This is a genomic window from Streptomyces sp. NPDC001450 (genome assembly GCF_053597295.1).
In genome coordinates this window covers 1-16,555 of sequence record NZ_JBSFHY010000031.1, presented here as the reverse complement: position 1 = coordinate 16,555, position 16,555 = coordinate 1, and the positions used below count along the sequence as shown (strand labels likewise).

Here is a 16,555-nt window from a genome sequence, read left to right as displayed (position 1 = left end):
CTCGCGTCAGCGCTGGGTCGTGTCGGTCGGCTCGTTGACCGGGCGGGAGCTGGTCACGTCGCCGGGCGCGGCCTGGATCGTGCGCTGAGCGGGGGTCTGCTCCTCGGCGGGCTGGGCGGAGGGGGCGGGCTGCTTGCCTTCGTCCTTCATCGCCTTGGCCTCGCTCTTCAGGATGCGCGCGGACTTGCCGAGCGAGCGCGCCATGTCCGGAAGTTTCTTGGAGCCGAACACAAGGACGATCACCAGAATCAGGAGCACCAGGTGCCACGGCTCAAGTGCGTTGCGGAACATGACTCTTCACCTTCTCACTGAGGCGGGGCGGCAGGGCATTTCCGACCGGTCGGACAAGTGTCCGACCAGCGTGCTGGCAGCGATCGTAACGCCCGGGGGTGAACGTAGAACAATCCCCGTGCGTACTCCCGCTCTCTGCGGACCGCGCCTCGTTCTCCGGGCCGCGATCAGCAGCGTACCTGGCCCGACCGGCGAGGCGACAGGGCGAAGTGGCCCAAAGCGCGCCACCGACGAGTCTCACAGCGTGTCCACGGCGCGGGCCGCGCTGACCGCCGCCCGCTCCAGGTCCTCGGCCGCCCTGTTGATACGGCGCGCGGAGGCCGAGACCTGCTCCCCGAGGCGCCGTGCCTCCAGGAAGACCCGGACGGCGAGCACCCCCAGGACGGCGAGACCCAGGAAACCCACGGCAACCGCGAACATCGGCCAGAACATGACGTCGAGCCTAGACGGTCCTACACCGTGGAGTGCAGCCGCAGGGTCCTGACGCCGCCGCCGGTGAGCAGCTCGACGATGCGTTCCCCGGCCGGCTTGCGCACCGAGGAGCCGCAGTCGGGGCAGGTGAAGGAGTAGAACGTCGTCCGGCTCGTGGCGCCGATGGCCAGGCGCAGGGAGCTCGCGGCGAGCTCGAAGCGGCCCCGGCAGTCCGGGCAGCCGGCCTTGAACACCACGGGGACCACTCTCTTCATCCCGGCGAAAGCGGCCGCCACCGTCATTTCCCCAGCACCGGACCCCGGAGACTCGTTCAAAGCCCTCGCTCCTGCCTGTCGTCCTGCCCGTCGATCCCACCGTCGTGAACACCGTGCGCCGCCGTCGGCGGTGTGTCGTACGCCGCCAGGGCCTCGCGGGCCGCCCTGCGGGCGCTGTCGGCCAGCTCGGGCGGCGAGACGATCCTGCCGTCGCGGCCCAGGCGCAGGGCCAGCCTGCGCAGGGAGGCCGGATCGGGGGTGCGCAGAGTGATACGCAGCCCGCCGTCGGGAAGCTCATCGGCGCTGTCGTGCGGGTAGTACTCGGCCACCCAGCGGCCGCCGGGGCCGACCTCGATCACGACCTCCGGGTCCTCGGCGGCCGGCTGCACCAGGGCCTCGGAGAGGTCCCGCAACTCGATCTCCGGCGGCGCGGAGGGCTCGTCCAGGACCCTGATCTCGGCGACCCGGTCGAGCCGGAAGGTGCGCCGGGCCTCGGAGCGGCGGCACCAGGCCTCCACATAGGTGTGGCCGACGCTGACCAGGCGGATGGGATCGATCTCGCGTTCGGTGACCTCGTCACGGGCGGGTGAGTAGTAGCGGATCCACAGCCTGCGGCGCTCCGAGATCGCCCGGTCGACGTCGGCGAAGACACCGCCCTCGGACTCGAAGGTCACCGACAGACGGGAGCTGGCGCCGGCGACCTCACCGGCCGCCGCCTCCACCTTGGCCGTCGCCCGCAGCAGGGCCTGACGGTCGCCCTCTCGCAGGCCGGGCAGGGTCGACACCGCGCGGGCGGCCACCAGCAGGGCCGTGGCCTCGTCGGCGGCGAGCCGCAGCGGCTCGGCCGCCTCCTCGCCGAGCGCGGCCGGGTTGTGCCACCAGATGCGCTCGCCGTCGGTGTCGATGTCCAGCAGGTCGCCGCCGCGGAAGCTGGTGCCGCACATGGGCAGCAGATCGAGGTCGGAGACCAGCTCGTCCTCGGTGATGCCGAAGGCGCGCGCGACGTCCGCGATCCGGGCGCCGGGGCGCTCCCTGAGGTAGGTGACCAGGGACAGCATCCGCCGGGTCTGGTCGATGGCGTTCACGGGCCTGACCGGTTTGCCTGCCATGGTTCTGCTCCGCTCCCCCTCAGCCCTTGGCCACGGCACGCAGCCGGTCCACCACGTCGGCCCGCAACTCGGCCGGCTCCACGACGACCACGTCCGGCCCGAACTCCACCAGCCAGGCGTCCAGGCCGTGCCCGTACGGAATCTCCAACTCGTCCCAGCCCTCGCCGAGTTCCCTGACCTCGGTGGCTTTCGCCCGAAGGGGGTAACCGGCCCCGGAACGCAACCTGATCAGCGCCGAACGGTCGGCGATCTCGCCCGCCCAGCCCGCGACGGTCTCGCGCACGGTGACCACATCCGGAACCGGCGCGGTGAAGCCGGTGCCGCGCGAGCGCACCCGGCCGGTGATCCGGGAGAGCCGGAAGACGCGCTCGGCGCCCCGGTCACGGTCCCAGCCGGCCAGGTACCAGTGGCCGCGCCAGCACTCCAGCGCCCACGGCTCGACATTGCGGGGCTCGGGGTGGGCGGCGGAGGCCTTGCGGTAGTCGAAGACGACCGGGCGGCGGTCGCGGCAGGCCAGCATCAGCGGCTCGAACGCGGCCTCGTGCACCGGGATGCGCGGCTCCAGGGCGCCATGGACCTCGTACGGGTCGACGTCCTCGGGCAACCCCGCCGCACGCAGCTTCTGCAGGGCGCCGCTGGCCGCTCCGGCCAGACGGGCCTGCTGCCAGACCTTGGCGGCGAGGCCGAGGGCGGCGGCCTCCTCGGCGTCCAGGGTGATCGGGGGCAGGCGGTTGCTGTCACGGCGGGCGAGGTAACCGACCTCTCCGTCGAGGTTCTCGACGGTCTCGATGACCAGGCCCAGCTCGCGCAGGTCGTCCTTGTCCCGCTCGAACATCCGGTTGAAGGAGTCGTCCGAGCCGGCTGCGCCCTTTTCCGGCCTGACGGCCGCGCTCTTCTCCGGCCTGGCGGCCGCGCTCTTCTCCGGCCTGGCGGCCGCGCTCTTCTCCGGCCTGGCGGCCTCCACGTACGCCTCGATGGAATCGCGAAGCTCTCGCTTGCTGAGCGGCCGCCGTGTCCCGAGCAGACACAGCGCGAGGTTCATCAGCCGCTCCGCCTTGGCAATGGCCATCGACGCCTTTCGCCTTCCTGTGGTGCTTACGGACGTTGACCGTACCGCTCCCCAGTGGCCTGGCAAAGCCGAGGGCCCATGCCCGGACAGGCATGGACCCCAGCCGATCGGGTCCGGTCGGACCCCGAAAACAGGCCGTACGACGATCAGACCGCGATCAGGTCCACCACGAAGATCAGCGTCTCGCCGGGCTTGATCGCCGGGGTCGGACTCTGGTTGCCGTAGGCGAGGTGCGCCGGGATGGTCAGCTGACGGCGGCCGCCGACCTTCATGCCCTGCACGCCGAGGTCCCAGCCCTTGATGACCCGGCCGCCACCCAGCGGGAAGCGGAACGGCGTGCCGCGGTTCCAGCTGGCGTCGAACTCCTCGCCCGTGCTGAAGGCAACACCCACGTAGTGGACGGTGACGGTCTGGCCCGCCTCCGCAACGGCGCCGTCACCCTCCCAGATGTCCTTGATCTCGAGGTCCGCCGGGGGCTCGCCGCCCGGGAAGTCGATCTCGGGCTTGTCGATGCTCACGTCAAAAGCTCCTGCTTGTGTACGACACGAAACACGGACAGTCTTTCATCTCCGCTGGTCTGTCGCCCGCCATCGCCACCACGGCGCGGCACCGGTTACAACGCGGCCAGGATGTCCACCGAGAACACCAGCGTGGAGCCCTTCTTGACGGCACCGCCGCTCGGCGGGTTGTCGCCGTAGCCCAGCTCCGGCGGAACGACGACGAGGACCCTGCTGCCCACCTTCTTGCCGGTCAGGCCCTGGGCCAGGCCCTTGACGGCCTGCTGCATCTGCTCCAGCGAGAACTGGGCGAGCCGCCCGGAGCCGTACGTCTGCTGGAACGTCTTGCCGCTGTCCCAGACCACGGCCTTGAACTGGCACACGATCGCCTGGTTCGCCTTGAGCTCTTCGCCGTCGCCCTCCAGGACGTAGGCCGACACCAGCTTCTTCGGCGGCTCGGACTTCGGGACGGTGATCTCGGGCGCCTTGCCGTCGGTGTTGGTGCCGACCTTGGGCAGGGCCGCGTCGGTCTGCGGGACCGGCTTGCCCTTGGCGGAGCTCTTGGAGTTGAAGGAGTCGATCAGGTCGATGACGAAGACCAGGGTGTCGGTGCCCTTGATGCCCGCCTGCGGGTTGCCCGACTTGCCGTAGCCCAGCTCCGGCGGGACGGCGAGCTCGATCCGGCTGCCCGCCTTCTTGCCCGCGATCGCGTACCGCCAGCCGTCGATGATGCTGCCCTTGGCGAGCTGGATGACCAGCGGGCGGTTGCGGTCGTAGGAGTTGTCGAAGACCTTGGCAGTGCTCCAGATCTGGCCCAGGTAGTTCGCCTGGATGAAGTCGTTCTCCGCGACCGTGCGGCCGTTGCCCGCGATGACCGTCTTGACCGCGAGGTCCTTCGAGGGCTCGCCCTGCCCCTTGGCGACGGTGGGCTTCTCGCCGAACTTCGTGCCCGCCGTGATCCCCGGCAGCGGCCCCTCCACGATCTTGGGCGGGGGCGTGGACGCCGAGGGCGACGGTGACGCACTGGCCTTGCTGGAGTCGGAGCTGTCGTCGCCGCACGCGGCGAGCGTGACCAGTCCTGCGGGTACAGCGGCGAGGAGGAGGGAGCGTCGGCGCACGGAGATGCCTCGTAATCGGTCGATCTTGTGGATTGGCGTGCGCGCAACTCTACGACGCGAGACGGGCGCCGTACGGGAAACGTACGACGCCCGTGTGGCGTTCCGGCAACTCGGTGCGGAAACGCTTGACTCGCTTACCTTTGTCACATTCCGGCGATGAGCTTCTCCACCCGGTCGTCCACCGAACGGAACGGGTCCTTGCACAACACGGTGCGCTGTGCCTGGTCGTTGAGCTTCAGGTGCACCCAGTCGACCGTGAAGTCCCGGCGCTGCTCCTGTGCCCTGCGGATGAAGTCGCCGCGCAGCCGCGCCCGAGTGGTCTGCGGGGGAACCGACTTGCCCTCGAAGATCTTCAAGTCGTTGCAGATCCTGGCGGCTTGGCCCCTCTTCTCCAGCAGGTAGTACAGACCACGACGGCGGTGGATGTCGTGGTAGGCGAGGTCTATCTGCGCGACCCGCGGGTGCGACATGGTCATGTTGTGCTTGGCCCGGTACCGCTCGATGAGCTTGTACTTCATGACCCAGTCGATCTCGGTGCCGATGCGGTCGAGTTCCTCGCTCTCGATCGCGTCGAGCGTGCGGCCCCACAGCTCCAGGACCTGCGCCACGGTGCCGGTGCGGATGCCGCGGCGGTCGCAGAAGTCCACGGCCTTGTCGAAGTACTCGCGCTGCACCTCCAGCGCGGAGGCCTCCCGGCCGCTGGCCAGGCGCACCTTGCGCCGGCCGGTGATGTCGTGGCTGACCTCGCGGATCGCCCGGATCGGGTTCTCCAGGGTGAGGTCGCGCATCACGGTGCCCGCCTCGATCATGCGCAGCACCAGGTCGGTGGCGCCGACCTTGAGCAGCATGGTCGTCTCGGACATGTTCGAGTCGCCCACGATGACGTGCAGGCGGCGGTAGCGCTCGGCGTCCGCGTGCGGTTCGTCGCGGGTGTTGATGATGGGCCGGGAGCGGGTCGTCGCCGAGGAGACGCCCTCCCAGATGTGCTCAGCGCGCTGGCTGACGCAGTAGACGGCGCCACGCGGGGTCTGCAGGACCTTGCCCGCACCGCACAGCAGCTGCCTGGTCACCAGGAAGGGGATGAGGATGTCCGCGAGCCGGGAGAACTCCCCGTGCCGTGCCACCAGATAGTTCTCGTGGCAGCCGTAGGAGTTGCCCGCCGAATCGGTGTTGTTCTTGAAGAGGTAGACGTCGCCCGCGATTCCCTCCTCGTGCAGGCGTCGTTCCGCGTCCACCAGGAGTCCTTCGAGAATGCGCTCGCCGGCCTTGTCGTGGGTGACCAGTTCGATCACGTTGTCACATTCGGGTGTCGCGTATTCCGGATGTGACCCCACGTCGAGATAGAGCCGGGCGCCGTTTCGCAGAAAGACATTGCTGCTGCGGCCCCATGACACGACACGGCGGAAGAGGTACCGCGCCACCTCGTCAGGAGACAGGCGCCGCTGTCCCCTGAACGTGCACGTGACGCCGTACTCGTTCTCCAGCCCGAAAATGCGGCGGTCCATGACTGAACATTACGCCCGATCCCCTGAGCTGAAACGGGGTTCGGCAGCACGATTTGGATCATTTTCCGATGAAGCCGCAACAACCCCGCTCCGCGCGGGAGCTGCGAGGACCCGTCCGGTGGCGAGCAGGACCAGCAGGGACGCGGCCCCCGCGACGCCCGGGAGCGCGAATCCCCACAGCGCGCCACCGGCCTGGACCACCGGGCCCGCCAGCCCCGTTCCCACCGAGGCACCCACGGTGAACGTCGTCACAAGCCAGGAGAACGCCTCGGTGACGGTTCCGCTCGGCGCGTGCCGGTCGACGATGATGAACGCACAGGCGATACAGGGGGCGAGGAACACTCCGGAGACCACGGTGAGCAGCACCATGGCGACCGCGCCCGGCATCAGCAGCAGCGGCAGGTAACACACCGCCAGAAGCGCCACCAGGATCCGCAGTCGCCGCTCGGGCGGGCCGCTCCACCGGCGCGCGCCGTAGACCGTGCCGCCGACGAGGGCCCCGAGGCCGAGCGCGGCCATCAGCCAGCCGTAGACGGCGTCGCCGCCGTGGTCGTCGGCGTACGGCACCGAGGCCACGGTGATGGAGCCGAGCGCGATGCCGACGAACAGCAAGGCGCCGAGCAGCACGAGCAGGCCGGGCGAGCGCAGGGCGCCGAGCCAGTGCGCCTCGCGCGGGGCCGACCGCCACGCGCGCGAGGGCGGCGAGACGACCACCGAGAGGGCGCCGAGGACGCCGACGGCGTTGAGCACCAGCAGGGCCGCACGCTCCGACCACAGCGCCGCGCACAGCGTCACCAGCAACGGGCCGACGGTGAACATGACTTCCTGCGCGACGGCGTCCATGGCGTACGCGGTGTGCACCTGCTCCTCGCGGGGCAGCACGGAGGGCCACAGGGCGCGCAGGCCGCCCTCCAGGGGCGGGGTGAAGAGGCCTGCGGCCGCGACGGCGGCGTAGGCGAAAGGCAGCGGGTCGGTACCCGAGAAGGCGAAGGCCGTCATGGCGAGGGCGGAGAGGACTGCGGCGGGCAGCTGGACGCGCGGCTGGCCGTACAGGTCCACGAGGCGGCCCAGCACCGGCTGGCCCACCGCGTTGGCGACGCCGTACACGGCCGCGAGGGCGCCCGCCAGGCTGTACGTGCCGCCCTCGGCGCGGACGAACAGCACCAGGGCGATCGCGGCGGTCGCGTTGGGCAGCCGGCCCACCAGGGTGCCGGTCAGCAGACGGGCCGCGTGTCTCGCCCTGAGGATCTCCAGGTATCCCGCGGCCATGTCCCGCCTCCAAGTGTTACGTATAACGTCCCCACTCATACGTACCATGTGCGCTGTTCACACGTCCACATGAAGGAGCAGGCCCCCGCCGTGGCACGCAGCAGTACGCGCCCGACCAGCCGTGACGTCGCACAGGCGGCCGGGGTCTCCCAGGCGGCCGTCTCGCTCGTGCTGGGCGACAAGTGGCGCGGCCGGGTCTCGGAGGCCACCGCCGAGCGGGTCCGGGAGGCCGCGCGCGAGCTGGGCTACCGGCCCAACCTGGCCGCCCGCAACCTGCGCCTCGGCCGTACCCGCACGGTCCTGCTGGTGGTGCCGGCCCTGACCACCGAGTTCTTCGCCGGTGTCTACACGGGCGCGGCGCGGGTGGCCGCCCGGCACGGCTTCGGCGTCGTGCTGTACCCCTCCCCCGAGGGCATCGGCCCGGCCCGCGACCCCTTCGCCTCCGCGCAGGCCGCCCTGGACGGCGTCATCGCCTCCTCGATGGCCGCCGACGCCCTCACCGCGATCCGCGGCGACCAGCTGCCGCTGGTCATGCTCGACAGCGACCCCGAGGGCAGCCTGGGCGCGGCGACGGTGAACCTGGACATCGCCGACGGCGTCCGGCAGGTCGCCGGGCACCTGCTGCGCCTCGGCCACCGCCGCGTCCTGCACCTGGCCGCCGACGTGCCCTCCTGGACGTTCGAGATGCGCGCGCGGGAGCTGGCGGCGCGCCTGGCCGCGGTACCGGGGACGGAGATCCGCACGGCCCCCGCACCGATCTCCATCGAGGGCGCCCTGGCCGCCACCGAGGCCGCGTTCAGCGCGCCCGGCCCCCGGCCGACGGCGGTGGTCTGCGACGACGACAAGCTGGCCGCCGGCGCCTACAAGGCCCTGCGCCGCCTGGGCCTGCGCGTGCCGGACGACGTCTCGGTGACCGGCCTGGACGACCTGGCCCTGGCCACGGCCCTCGACCCCGAGCTGACGACGGTACGGCTGGACGCCGAGCTGTTCGGGGAACGCGGCATGGAGGCCCTGCTGGCGGTCCTGGAGGGCCGGGAGCCCGAGCGTGGGGACATTCCGGTGGAACTGGTCGTACGGGGGTCCACGGCACCGCCTCGCGCCTCCTGAGCGCCGTGTGCCCCGGCCGGAGAACCGGTCGGGGCACACGGGGCGGGGTACGGACGGGACTACTCCTCGGAGCTCTCCCCCTCGGAGCTCTCCTCCTCGGAGCTCTCCGCCTCGGTGGCCGCGCCGTTCTCCTCCAGGAGGCGGGCGAGCTGGCGGCCGACGATGCGCTTGAACTTGCGGGTCTGCGGGCGGGTGCGGTCCAGCACCGCGACCTCCAGGCGCTCGGCGGGGATCTCCCGCTGGGTGCCGTTCGACTCGCGGGACAGGGCCTGCACGGCCAGCTTCAGCGCCTCGGCCAGGCTCATGCCGTCCTGGTGGCGCTGGTCCAGGTAGTTGCTGATCAGCTCCGCGTTGCCGCCGACCGCGACCGAGCCGTGCTCGTCGACGATCGAGCCGTCGTGCGGCAGCCGGTAGATCTGGTCGCCCTCGGGGGTGGCCCCGACCTCGGCGACGACCAGTTCCACCTCGTACGGCTTCTCGGCGGCGCTGGAGAAGATCGTGCCCAGGGTCTGGGCGTAGACGTTGGCGAGACCGCGGGCGGTCACGTCATCCCGGTCGTAGGTGTAACCGCGCAGGTCGGCGTAGCGGACGCCACCGATGCGGAGGTTCTCGTACTCGTTGTACTTGCCGGCGGCCGCGAAGCCGATCCGGTCGTAGATCTCGCTGAACTTGTGCAGCGCGCGGGACGGGTTCTCGCCGACGAAGACGATGCCGTCGGCGTACTGCAGCACGACCAGGCTGCGACCGCGGGCGATGCCCTTGCGGGCGTACTCCGCCCGGTCGGCCATGGCCTGCTGGGGTGAGACATAGAACGGCGTCGACACCGGTTATCCGTCCCTTTCTGTCATGGTCACTGGATCACCTTGATAAGAACCGGGCCCGCGCTCAGAGCAGGGCGGCCTTGGGGCCGTCGGGCTCCTCCAGGCGGCGCTGGAGCACCGCGCGGGAGAGCTCGGAGGACTCGTCCGCGGAGAGCCGGCGGAAGCCGTCCTCGGTGATCACGGTGATGATCGGGTAGATCCGGCGGGCGACATCGGGACCACCGGTCGCCGAGTCGTCGTCTGCCGCGTCGTACAGGGCCTGGACCACCAGGGTCGTGGCCTGTTCCTCGGTCAGGTCGTCCCGGAACAGCTTCTTCATGGCACCCCGCGCGAAGATCGAGCCGGAGCCCGTCGCGGCGAAGTTGTGCTCCTCGGAGCGGCCGCCCGTGACGTCGTAGGAGAAGATGCGCCCCCTCTCCCGGTCCAGGTCGAACCCGGCGAACAGGGGCACCACGGCCAGGCCCTGCATGGCCATGCCGAGGTTGGAACGGATCATGGTCGACAGCCGGTTCGCCTTGCCCTCCAGCGACAGCTGGGCGCCCTCGACCTTCTCGAAGTGCTCCAGCTCGAGCTGGAAGAGCTTGACCATCTCGACGGCGAGACCGGCGGTGCCGGCGATACCGACGGCCGAGTACTCGTCCGCCGGGAACACCTTCTCGATGTCCCGCTGGGCGATGACGTTGCCCATGGTGGCGCGGCGGTCACCGGCCAGCACCACACCGCCGGGGAACGTGGCGGCCACGATGGTCGTGCCGTGCGGCGCCTCGATCACCCCCTGGGTGGGCGGCAGCTGCCGCTTGCCGGGCAGCATCTCCGGCTGGTGCTCCGACAGGAAGTCCATGAACGAAGAGGACCCAGGCGTCAGGAAGGCAGCTGGCAGACGCCCGGTGCTACGAGTGTTGGCTTCCACGCGTTTCCTTCCACGTATGCAGCAGCCCGCCTTATGGCCTCGGGCTGATCCTTGAACTGCCCCAGCGCAGCGTTGCAGCTGAAGCACAGTACGCCACGGACCCTACCCGTCTCATGGCAGTGATCCACATGTGCGGCCGGGGCCGCAAGACATATGCAGCAGACGCCTCCTTGGGAGGCGATCAACTCGTCGCGCTCGGCTTCGGTGATGCCGTACTGGCGCTTCAGGTGGCCCGCTCGCCCCTTGGTCGCCCGGCACGCCTTACAGCTCGTGGAGAGACCGTCGGAAGCTGTCGCATTGCGATGCCACTCGTCGTGCGGCTTGGTCTCACCACAGCTGCGGCAGAACTTGTGCCCTTCCGGTGTCTCCACTCGTGGACGGACGTTCTTCCCCTTGGCCAGTTGCCGGGCCTGGTGGTACGACGCCCAGCACTCCCGGCAGTAGGCCTGCAGTCCGTCGCGGGCCGCCTTGTTACTAGCGAAGGCTGCTCGCGGCCTGACCTCCTTGCACCGCGAGCAACGCTTCACCCCTTGCTCCTCGCTCACTCACACCCCCGAGGCCCCGAACCTTAGATTCGAAGGTAAAGTGGCCTACTGGCCACCCTTCTGAACGAATGAGCGTACGAAATCCTCTGCATTCTCCTCGAGGACATCGTCGATCTCGTCCAGGACGGAGTCCACGTCATCGCTCAGCTTCTCGTGCCGCTCCTTGAGGTCCTCGGAAGCCTGCGCGTCCTGCGCCTGCTCCTCGACCTCTTCGGTGGAGCGCGTTGCCTTCTGCTGGCCGCCGCCGGTGTCCTTGGTTGCCATAACCCTCACCCCGCTCAGTTCGCCCGACATGGTCGACGGGTCGGCATTCCTGCCGATCGGTGATGATCAGACCCTACAAGCCGGGTCCGACATCGGCCCCGCAGTTTCGACAACGTACGGGGACCATCTCGATGATTCCCTGGCGGTGGGATTTCCACCCTGTCCGCCCGGGCCGGTACGAGCGCCCGCTGAGCGCGCTCAGCTGCCTGACAGGACCCTGACCAGGTCTTCCGCCGTGCGGCAGCGGTCCAGCAGTTCCTTGACGTGATTTCGCGTTCCGCGTAGCGGTTCCAGGGTTGGAACGCGCTGCAACGAGTCCCGGCCGGGGAGGTCGAAAATCACCGAGTCCCAGCTCGCCGCGGCCACGTCGTCCGCGTACTGCTCCAGGCAGCGGCCGCGGAAGTACGCGCGCGTGTCCTCCGGCGGCTTGGTGCGAGCCCTGTCGACCTCGGACTCGTCCAGCAGTCGCTTCATGCGCCCGCGGGCCACCAGACGGTTGTAGAGGCCCTTCTCGGCGCGTACGTCGGCGTACTGCAGGTCGACCAGGTGCAGCCGGGCGGCGTCCCAGTCGAGGCCGTCACGGCGGCGGTAGCCCTCCATCAGCTCCCGCTTGGCGACCCAGTCCAGCTCGCCGGCCAGGCTCATCGGATCGTTCTCCAGCCGGTTGAGCGTGTCCTCCCAGCGGGAGAGCACGTCCTTGGTCTGCTCGTCGGCGTCCGCCCCGAAGCGCTCCTCCACGTACTTGCGGGACAGCTCGAAGTACTCCATCTGCAACTGGACCGCGGTGAGTGTCCGGCCGCTGCGGAGCGTGACCAGGCGCTTGAGGGAGGGGTCGTGGGAGATCTGGTGGAGCGTGCGGACGGGCTGGTCCACGGCGAGGTCGACCGCGATGAAACCGTCCTCGATCATGGACAGGACCAGGGCGGTCGTGCCCAGCTTGAGGTAGGTGGAGATCTCGGAGAGGTTGGCGTCGCCGATGATCACGTGCAGGCGGCGGTACTTCTCCGCGTCCGCGTGGGGCTCGTCGCGGGTGTTGATGATCGGCCGCTTGAGGGTGGTCTCGAGACCCACCTCGACCTCGAAGTAGTCCGCACGCTGACTGAGCTGGAAACCGTGCTCGTGCCCGTCCTGACCGATGCCGACGCGGCCCGCTCCGGCGAAGACCTGGCGGGAGACGAAGAAGGGTGTGAGGTGGCGGACGATGTCGGAGAAGGGTGTCTCCCGCTTCATCAGGTAGTTCTCGTGCGTGCCGTAGGAGGCGCCCTTGTTGTCGGTGTTGTTCTTGTAGAGGTGGATGGGCTGGGCGCCGGGGAGCTGGGCGGCACGCTCGGCGGCCTCGGCCATGATCCGCTCGCCGGCCTTGTCCCAGAGGACGGCGTCACGGGGGTTGGTCACCTCGGGGGCGCTGTACTCGGGGTGGGCATGGTCCACGTACAGGCGCGCACCGTTGGTGAGGATCACGTTGGCGAGGCCGATGTCCTCGTCGGTGAGCTGGCTGGCGTCGGCGGCCTCCCGGGCGAGGTCGAAGCCTCGCGCGTCCCGCAGCGGATTCTCCTCCTCGAAGTCCCACCGGGCCCGGCGGGCCCGGTGCATCGCCGCCGCGTAGGCGTTGACGATCTGGGACGAGGTGAGCATGGCATTGGCGTTCGGGTGGCCGGGGACGGAGATCCCGTACTCCGTCTCGATGCCCATTACTCGCCGTACGGTCATGCGGCCCTCCTTGCCCGGCGGCACCCTCGGTCGTGGGCGCCGCTCAAGTACCGCTGGAGCTCCGGTGCGTGTGCGGTGCCCGTCCCCGCACTGCGCGACTCGGCGGTAGGAAAGAGCCTAGAACGCCTTTGCGCTGGTGGGGAGATCATTTGCGTCATTGCCTGCTCCGGTCGTGGCCTGAAAAACAGTCGGCTGCGGGTACCCGGCGAGGGCACCCGCAGCCGCCCTGTCTTTACAGGTACTGACCGGTATTCGCCACCGTGTCGATGGAGCGGCCGGTGTCCGCACCTTGCTTTCCGGTGATGAGCGTACGGATGTATACGATCCGCTCGCCCTTCTTTCCGGAGATCCGGGCCCAGTCGTCCGGGTTGGTGGTGTTGGGCAGGTCCTCGTTCTCCTTGAACTCGTCCACACAGGCCTGGAGCAGGTGGGAGACGCGAAGACCCTTCTGGTTCTTCTCCAGGAAGTCCTTGATCGCCATCTTCTTGGCGCGGCCCACGATGTTCTCGATCATGGCGCCGGAATTGAAGTCCTTGAAGTAGAGGACTTCCTTGTCGCCATTGGCGTAGGTGACCTCCAGGAAGCGGTTCTCCTCGGATTCGGCATACATGTGCTCGACCGCCGTCTGGATCATGCTCTGGACGGTCGTCTCCTTGCTGCCGCCGTGCTCGCCGAGGTCGTCGGCGTGCAGCGGGAGCCGCTCGGTGAGGTACTTGCCGAAGATGTCCTTCGCCGCCTCGGCGTCCGGACGCTCGATCTTGATCTTCACGTCGAGCCGGCCGGGGCGCAGGATGGCGGGGTCGATCATGTCCTCACGGTTGGAGGCGCCGATCACGACCACGTTCTGCAGGCCCTCCACGCCGTCGATCTCGGCGAGCAGCTGGGGGACGATGGTGTTCTCCACGTCCGAGCTGACACCGGAGCCACGGGTGCGGAAGAGGGACTCCATCTCGTCGAAGAAGACGATCACGGGGGTGCCCTCGCTGGCCTTCTCACGCGCACGCTGGAAGACCAGGCGGATCTGCCGCTCGGTCTCGCCGACGTACTTGTTGAGCAGTTCGGGGCCCTTGATGTTGAGGAAGAAGCTCTTGCCGGCGGCCTGGCCGGTCACCTCGGCGACCTTCTTGGCCAGCGAGTTGGCCACGGCCTTGGCGATCAGCGTCTTGCCGCAGCCGGGAGGCCCGTAGAGCAGGACTCCCTTCGGCGGCCGCAGCTCGTGCTCCTTGAACAGGTCCGGGTAGAGGTACGGCAGCTCGACCGCGTCGCGGATCGCCTCGATCTGGTTGCCCAGGCCGCCGATCTGCTCGTAGCCGATGTCGGGGACCTCTTCGAGGACGAGTTCCTCGACCTCGCTCTTGGGCACGACCTCGTAGACGTAGCCGGAGCGGGGTTCGAGCAGGAGGGCGTCGCCGGGACGGATGGTGACGTCCAGCAGCGGCTCGGCGAGCCGTACCACCCGTTCCTCGTCGGTGTGCCCGAGCACCAGGGCGCGCTCGCCGTCCTCAAGGATCTCCTTGAGGGTGACGATGTCCCCGACGCGCTCGTACTCCATGGCCTCGACCACGTTGAGCGCCTCGTTGAGCATGACTTCCTGGCCGCGCCTGAGGTCGTCGAGGTCGACGCTCGGGCTGACGTTCACCCGGAGCTTGCGGCCCCCGGTGAAGATGTCGGCCGTGCCGTCCTCGTTCGCCTGCAGGAAGACGCCGAAGCCGGCCGGCGGCTGCGCGAGCCTGTCGACCTCTTCCTTGAGGGCCACGATCTGGTCTCGGGCCTCGCGGAGCGTGTTGGCGAGTCGCTCGTTCTGGGCGGACACGCCGGCCAGGTTCGTCTGCAGCTCGACGATCCGCTCTTCGAGAATCCTCGTGTGTCGCGGAGAGTCGGCGAGCTTGCGTCGCAGGACGGCGATCTCCTGCTCAAGGTAGGCGATCTGCCCGGCCGGGTCGTCGGACCCTCGTCCCGGGCGGATGCCGCGGTTCATGTCGTCGTCGTGGGCTGCCACGGTCCTCACCTCCTCCAAGGGGAGCTGGACGCTTCCAGACCCTACCTGGGTGGGTGTCGATTGAAACCCCTAGATCACAATGACTGTCAAGGTGTGTCGTCGGTCACCCGGTGCGCTCCCTCTCGCACGGAGGGAATACCCACTCAACGTGATTCAGAAGCGGGTTGTTCCTTGTCGGGGACGGTCAAAACCCTTCAGGAGTGGCTGGAGTTGTCCGTTCCGGGCCGGTCGTCCGGTACGCGGGCAGGTCTGCGGACGCTCCTGCGATCATCACACAGAGCGACGGTTCGGACGGTCGGTGTCACCGCCGGGGTGGCCTGAAGTGCTCCCCGGGCTGCCGGGGCTTCCTTCCCCGGTCGGGCGGTCGTACCCGAGGGGGCCCTGGAGGAAACCCCGGACCCCGTCGAAGACGGCCGGAAAGCGCGCGGAGGTAGGGTCGAGGTGTTCAACAGCCGCTGGAGCGGACCCGGCTGGCCTTCGCGCCTCGGGCACCGTCCGGCGAACCGACGGCAGGAGAGATGACCGTGCAGCAGGAGGCCCCGGGCGGCGAGGCGCTGGAGGTCTGGATCGACCAGGACCTGTGTACCGGCGACGGGATCTGCGCCCAGTACGCCCCCGAGGTGTTCGAGCTGGACATCGACGGGCTGGCCTATGTGAAGGGCGCGGACGACGAGCTGCTCCTGCACGAGGGGGCCACGGCCCCGGTGCCGCTGCCGCTGCTCACGGACGTGGTGGACTCGGCGAAGGAGTGCCCCGGCGAGTGCATCCACGTACGCCGGGTTTCGGACAAGGTCGAGGTGTACGGGCCCGACGCGGAGTGAGTCAGACGCTGTGGGCCGCGGCCGGGGTGGAGCGGAGGAACGCGGTGCCGTTCCACCGCCACTTGGCCGGGGTCCTCGTGTCGGGGCAGCAACTGGGCACGTCGGACGAGGAGTAGCCGAGCAGGGTGGCGTTGACGGCACGCGCGCGCAGGGCGAAGTCGGTGACGGTGAGGCGGTCCTTGGGGTCGACGAGCGTGGCGACCACGCGGGCCTTGCCGCCGTCCGTGCCCCGGGTGAGGACGTAGACGCCGTCGGGCGGGGTGCCCATGGGGGCGTCGCAGTGCACGACCGCGACGGTTTCCGGCCTCCCGTCCCCGTCCAGGTCGCCGGAGGCCTGTTTCACCACCACCGCCTTCACCGGTCCGCACTCGAGGGGGAAGTCCACGCCCGTCGTGCTGGGCGGCGCGACGGCGGCGGGGGCGGACTTGGCCTCGGTGCCGGGGGCCGGCTGGGCGGCCGTGGCCGAACCGGGCTGCACGACGGAGGACAGGGCGATCACTCCGGCGACCGCGGTGGCCGTGGCGACCCAGTGGATGGGCTGGGCGTGCGTGTGGGCGAGCTCCGGAACGGCGGATTGCTGCACTAGGAGTGTCTCCTGTGAGGGCTGTGCCGGTGGGGGGGTGGCCTGCATGGTGCCACACGTCACAGTGCGGGGGAACGGCGGGGTCGGTACGGGATTTCCGCTGGCGAAGAGCACACGCGCGCGCGGGGCCGTACACATCCTGGTGCCGTGTCAACGGACGGGCGCCGTGCCCGAGTTCCCCGGATCGGCGGGAGGCGAGGAGCGAGGTGTGCGCAAGGTGCACGCCGTGCGGGGCGTCTCCTTCGTCGCCT

At 69.5% G+C, this 16,555-nt stretch carries 18 protein-coding genes and 1 pseudogene; 3 read left to right on the top strand and 16 right to left on the bottom strand.

The genetic code is table 11. From position 1 onward, the window contains the following. Nucleotides 1–6 precede the first annotated feature (6 nt). From tatA to ACWC5O_RS29510, 9 genes are all read right to left on the bottom strand, one after another. A complete protein-coding gene (gene tatA / locus ACWC5O_RS29550; protein ID WP_450584341.1) occupies nt 7–291 on the bottom strand; it encodes a Sec-independent protein translocase subunit TatA in 285 nt (94 codons plus the stop codon). A 237-nt stretch (nt 292–528) separates the two neighbouring features. After that, on the bottom strand, nt 529–723 hold the full coding sequence (locus tag ACWC5O_RS29545) for a hypothetical protein (protein ID WP_094216835.1): 195 nt from the start codon (nt 721–723) through the stop codon (nt 529–531). A gap of 20 nt (nt 724–743) precedes the next feature. Continuing rightward, nucleotides 744–1,004 carry a hypothetical protein gene (locus ACWC5O_RS29540; protein ID WP_450584343.1) on the bottom strand — a complete coding sequence of 87 codons (261 nt, stop codon included), beginning with the start codon at nt 1,002–1,004 and terminating at the stop codon, nt 744–746. Nucleotides 1,005–1,033: 29 nt separating this feature from the next. Then, nucleotides 1,034–2,086, bottom strand: coding sequence for a helix-turn-helix transcriptional regulator (locus ACWC5O_RS29535; RefSeq protein ID WP_450584345.1), 1,053 nt, complete (start codon nt 2,084–2,086; stop codon nt 1,034–1,036). Between the two features lie 19 nt (nt 2,087–2,105). Next, nucleotides 2,106–3,155, bottom strand: coding sequence for a helix-turn-helix transcriptional regulator (locus ACWC5O_RS29530; RefSeq protein ID WP_450584347.1), 1,050 nt, complete (start codon nt 3,153–3,155; stop codon nt 2,106–2,108). Between the two features lie 146 nt (nt 3,156–3,301). After that, on the bottom strand, nt 3,302–3,673 hold the full coding sequence (locus tag ACWC5O_RS29525) for an FKBP-type peptidyl-prolyl cis-trans isomerase (protein ID WP_403951367.1): 372 nt from the start codon (nt 3,671–3,673) through the stop codon (nt 3,302–3,304). Between the two features lie 95 nt (nt 3,674–3,768). Continuing rightward, nucleotides 3,769–4,770 carry an FKBP-type peptidyl-prolyl cis-trans isomerase gene (locus ACWC5O_RS29520; RefSeq protein ID WP_450584350.1) on the bottom strand — a complete coding sequence of 334 codons (1,002 nt, stop codon included), beginning with the start codon at nt 4,768–4,770 and terminating at the stop codon, nt 3,769–3,771. Nucleotides 4,771–4,913: 143 nt separating this feature from the next. Beyond that, on the bottom strand, nt 4,914–6,275 hold the full coding sequence (pafA, locus tag ACWC5O_RS29515; RefSeq protein WP_450584352.1) for a Pup--protein ligase: 1,362 nt from the start codon (nt 6,273–6,275) through the stop codon (nt 4,914–4,916). Nucleotides 6,276–6,284: 9 nt separating this feature from the next. Beyond that, nucleotides 6,285–7,544 (bottom strand): MFS transporter, encoded by a 1,260-nt coding sequence (locus tag ACWC5O_RS29510; protein WP_450584354.1) that lies wholly within the window; start codon nt 7,542–7,544, stop codon nt 6,285–6,287. A 90-nt stretch (nt 7,545–7,634) separates the two neighbouring features. Between ACWC5O_RS29510 and ACWC5O_RS29505 the strand changes: the two genes are divergently transcribed. Beyond that, nucleotides 7,635–8,651, top strand: a complete 1,017-nt coding sequence (locus ACWC5O_RS29505; protein ID WP_450584356.1) for a LacI family DNA-binding transcriptional regulator — start codon at nt 7,635–7,637, stop codon at nt 8,649–8,651. A gap of 59 nt (nt 8,652–8,710) precedes the next feature. Here ACWC5O_RS29505 and prcA read toward each other — a convergent pair whose 3' ends face one another. From prcA to arc, 6 genes are all read right to left on the bottom strand, one after another. After that, nucleotides 8,711–9,475: a proteasome subunit alpha gene (gene prcA, locus ACWC5O_RS29500; protein ID WP_450584358.1), complete on the bottom strand. Its 765-nt coding sequence runs from the start codon at nt 9,473–9,475 to the stop codon at nt 8,711–8,713. A gap of 61 nt (nt 9,476–9,536) precedes the next feature. Next, entirely contained in the window at nt 9,537–10,382 is an 846-nt protein-coding gene (gene prcB, locus ACWC5O_RS29495) for a proteasome subunit beta (RefSeq protein WP_450584360.1), read from the bottom strand. After that, nucleotides 10,334–10,927 carry an endonuclease VII domain-containing protein gene (locus ACWC5O_RS29490; RefSeq protein ID WP_450584362.1) on the bottom strand — a complete coding sequence of 198 codons (594 nt, stop codon included), beginning with the start codon at nt 10,925–10,927 and terminating at the stop codon, nt 10,334–10,336. Before ACWC5O_RS29490 ends, prcB begins: the two co-directional genes overlap by 49 nt. Nucleotides 10,928–10,972: 45 nt before the next feature. Next, nucleotides 10,973–11,191: a ubiquitin-like protein Pup gene (locus ACWC5O_RS29485; RefSeq protein ID WP_030608326.1), complete on the bottom strand. Its 219-nt coding sequence runs from the start codon at nt 11,189–11,191 to the stop codon at nt 10,973–10,975. Nucleotides 11,192–11,389: 198 nt separating this feature from the next. Then, the gene (gene dop, locus ACWC5O_RS29480) at nt 11,390–12,901 is read right to left on the bottom strand and encodes a depupylase/deamidase Dop (RefSeq protein ID WP_450584364.1); all 1,512 of its coding nucleotides are present in this window, start codon (nt 12,899–12,901) and stop codon (nt 11,390–11,392) included. Nucleotides 12,902–13,133: 232 nt separating this feature from the next. Continuing rightward, entirely contained in the window at nt 13,134–14,900 is a 1,767-nt protein-coding gene (arc, locus tag ACWC5O_RS29475; RefSeq protein ID WP_450584366.1) for a proteasome ATPase, read from the bottom strand. Between the two features lie 518 nt (nt 14,901–15,418). On the opposite strand from arc, the gene ACWC5O_RS29470 reads away from it, so the two are divergent. After that, complete coding sequence (locus ACWC5O_RS29470) at nt 15,419–15,721, top strand: ferredoxin (RefSeq protein ID WP_450584368.1); 303 nt, start codon at nt 15,419–15,421, stop codon at nt 15,719–15,721. A gap of 1 nt (nt 15,722) precedes the next feature. Here ACWC5O_RS29470 and ACWC5O_RS29465 read toward each other — a convergent pair whose 3' ends face one another. Continuing rightward, nucleotides 15,723–16,304, bottom strand: coding sequence for a hypothetical protein (locus ACWC5O_RS29465; RefSeq protein ID WP_450584370.1), 582 nt, complete (start codon nt 16,302–16,304; stop codon nt 15,723–15,725). A gap of 46 nt (nt 16,305–16,350) precedes the next feature. Here ACWC5O_RS29465 and ACWC5O_RS29460 point away from each other — a divergent pair. Next, a pseudogene (locus ACWC5O_RS29460) lies at nt 16,351–16,555 on the top strand (hypothetical protein); the annotation flags it as partial.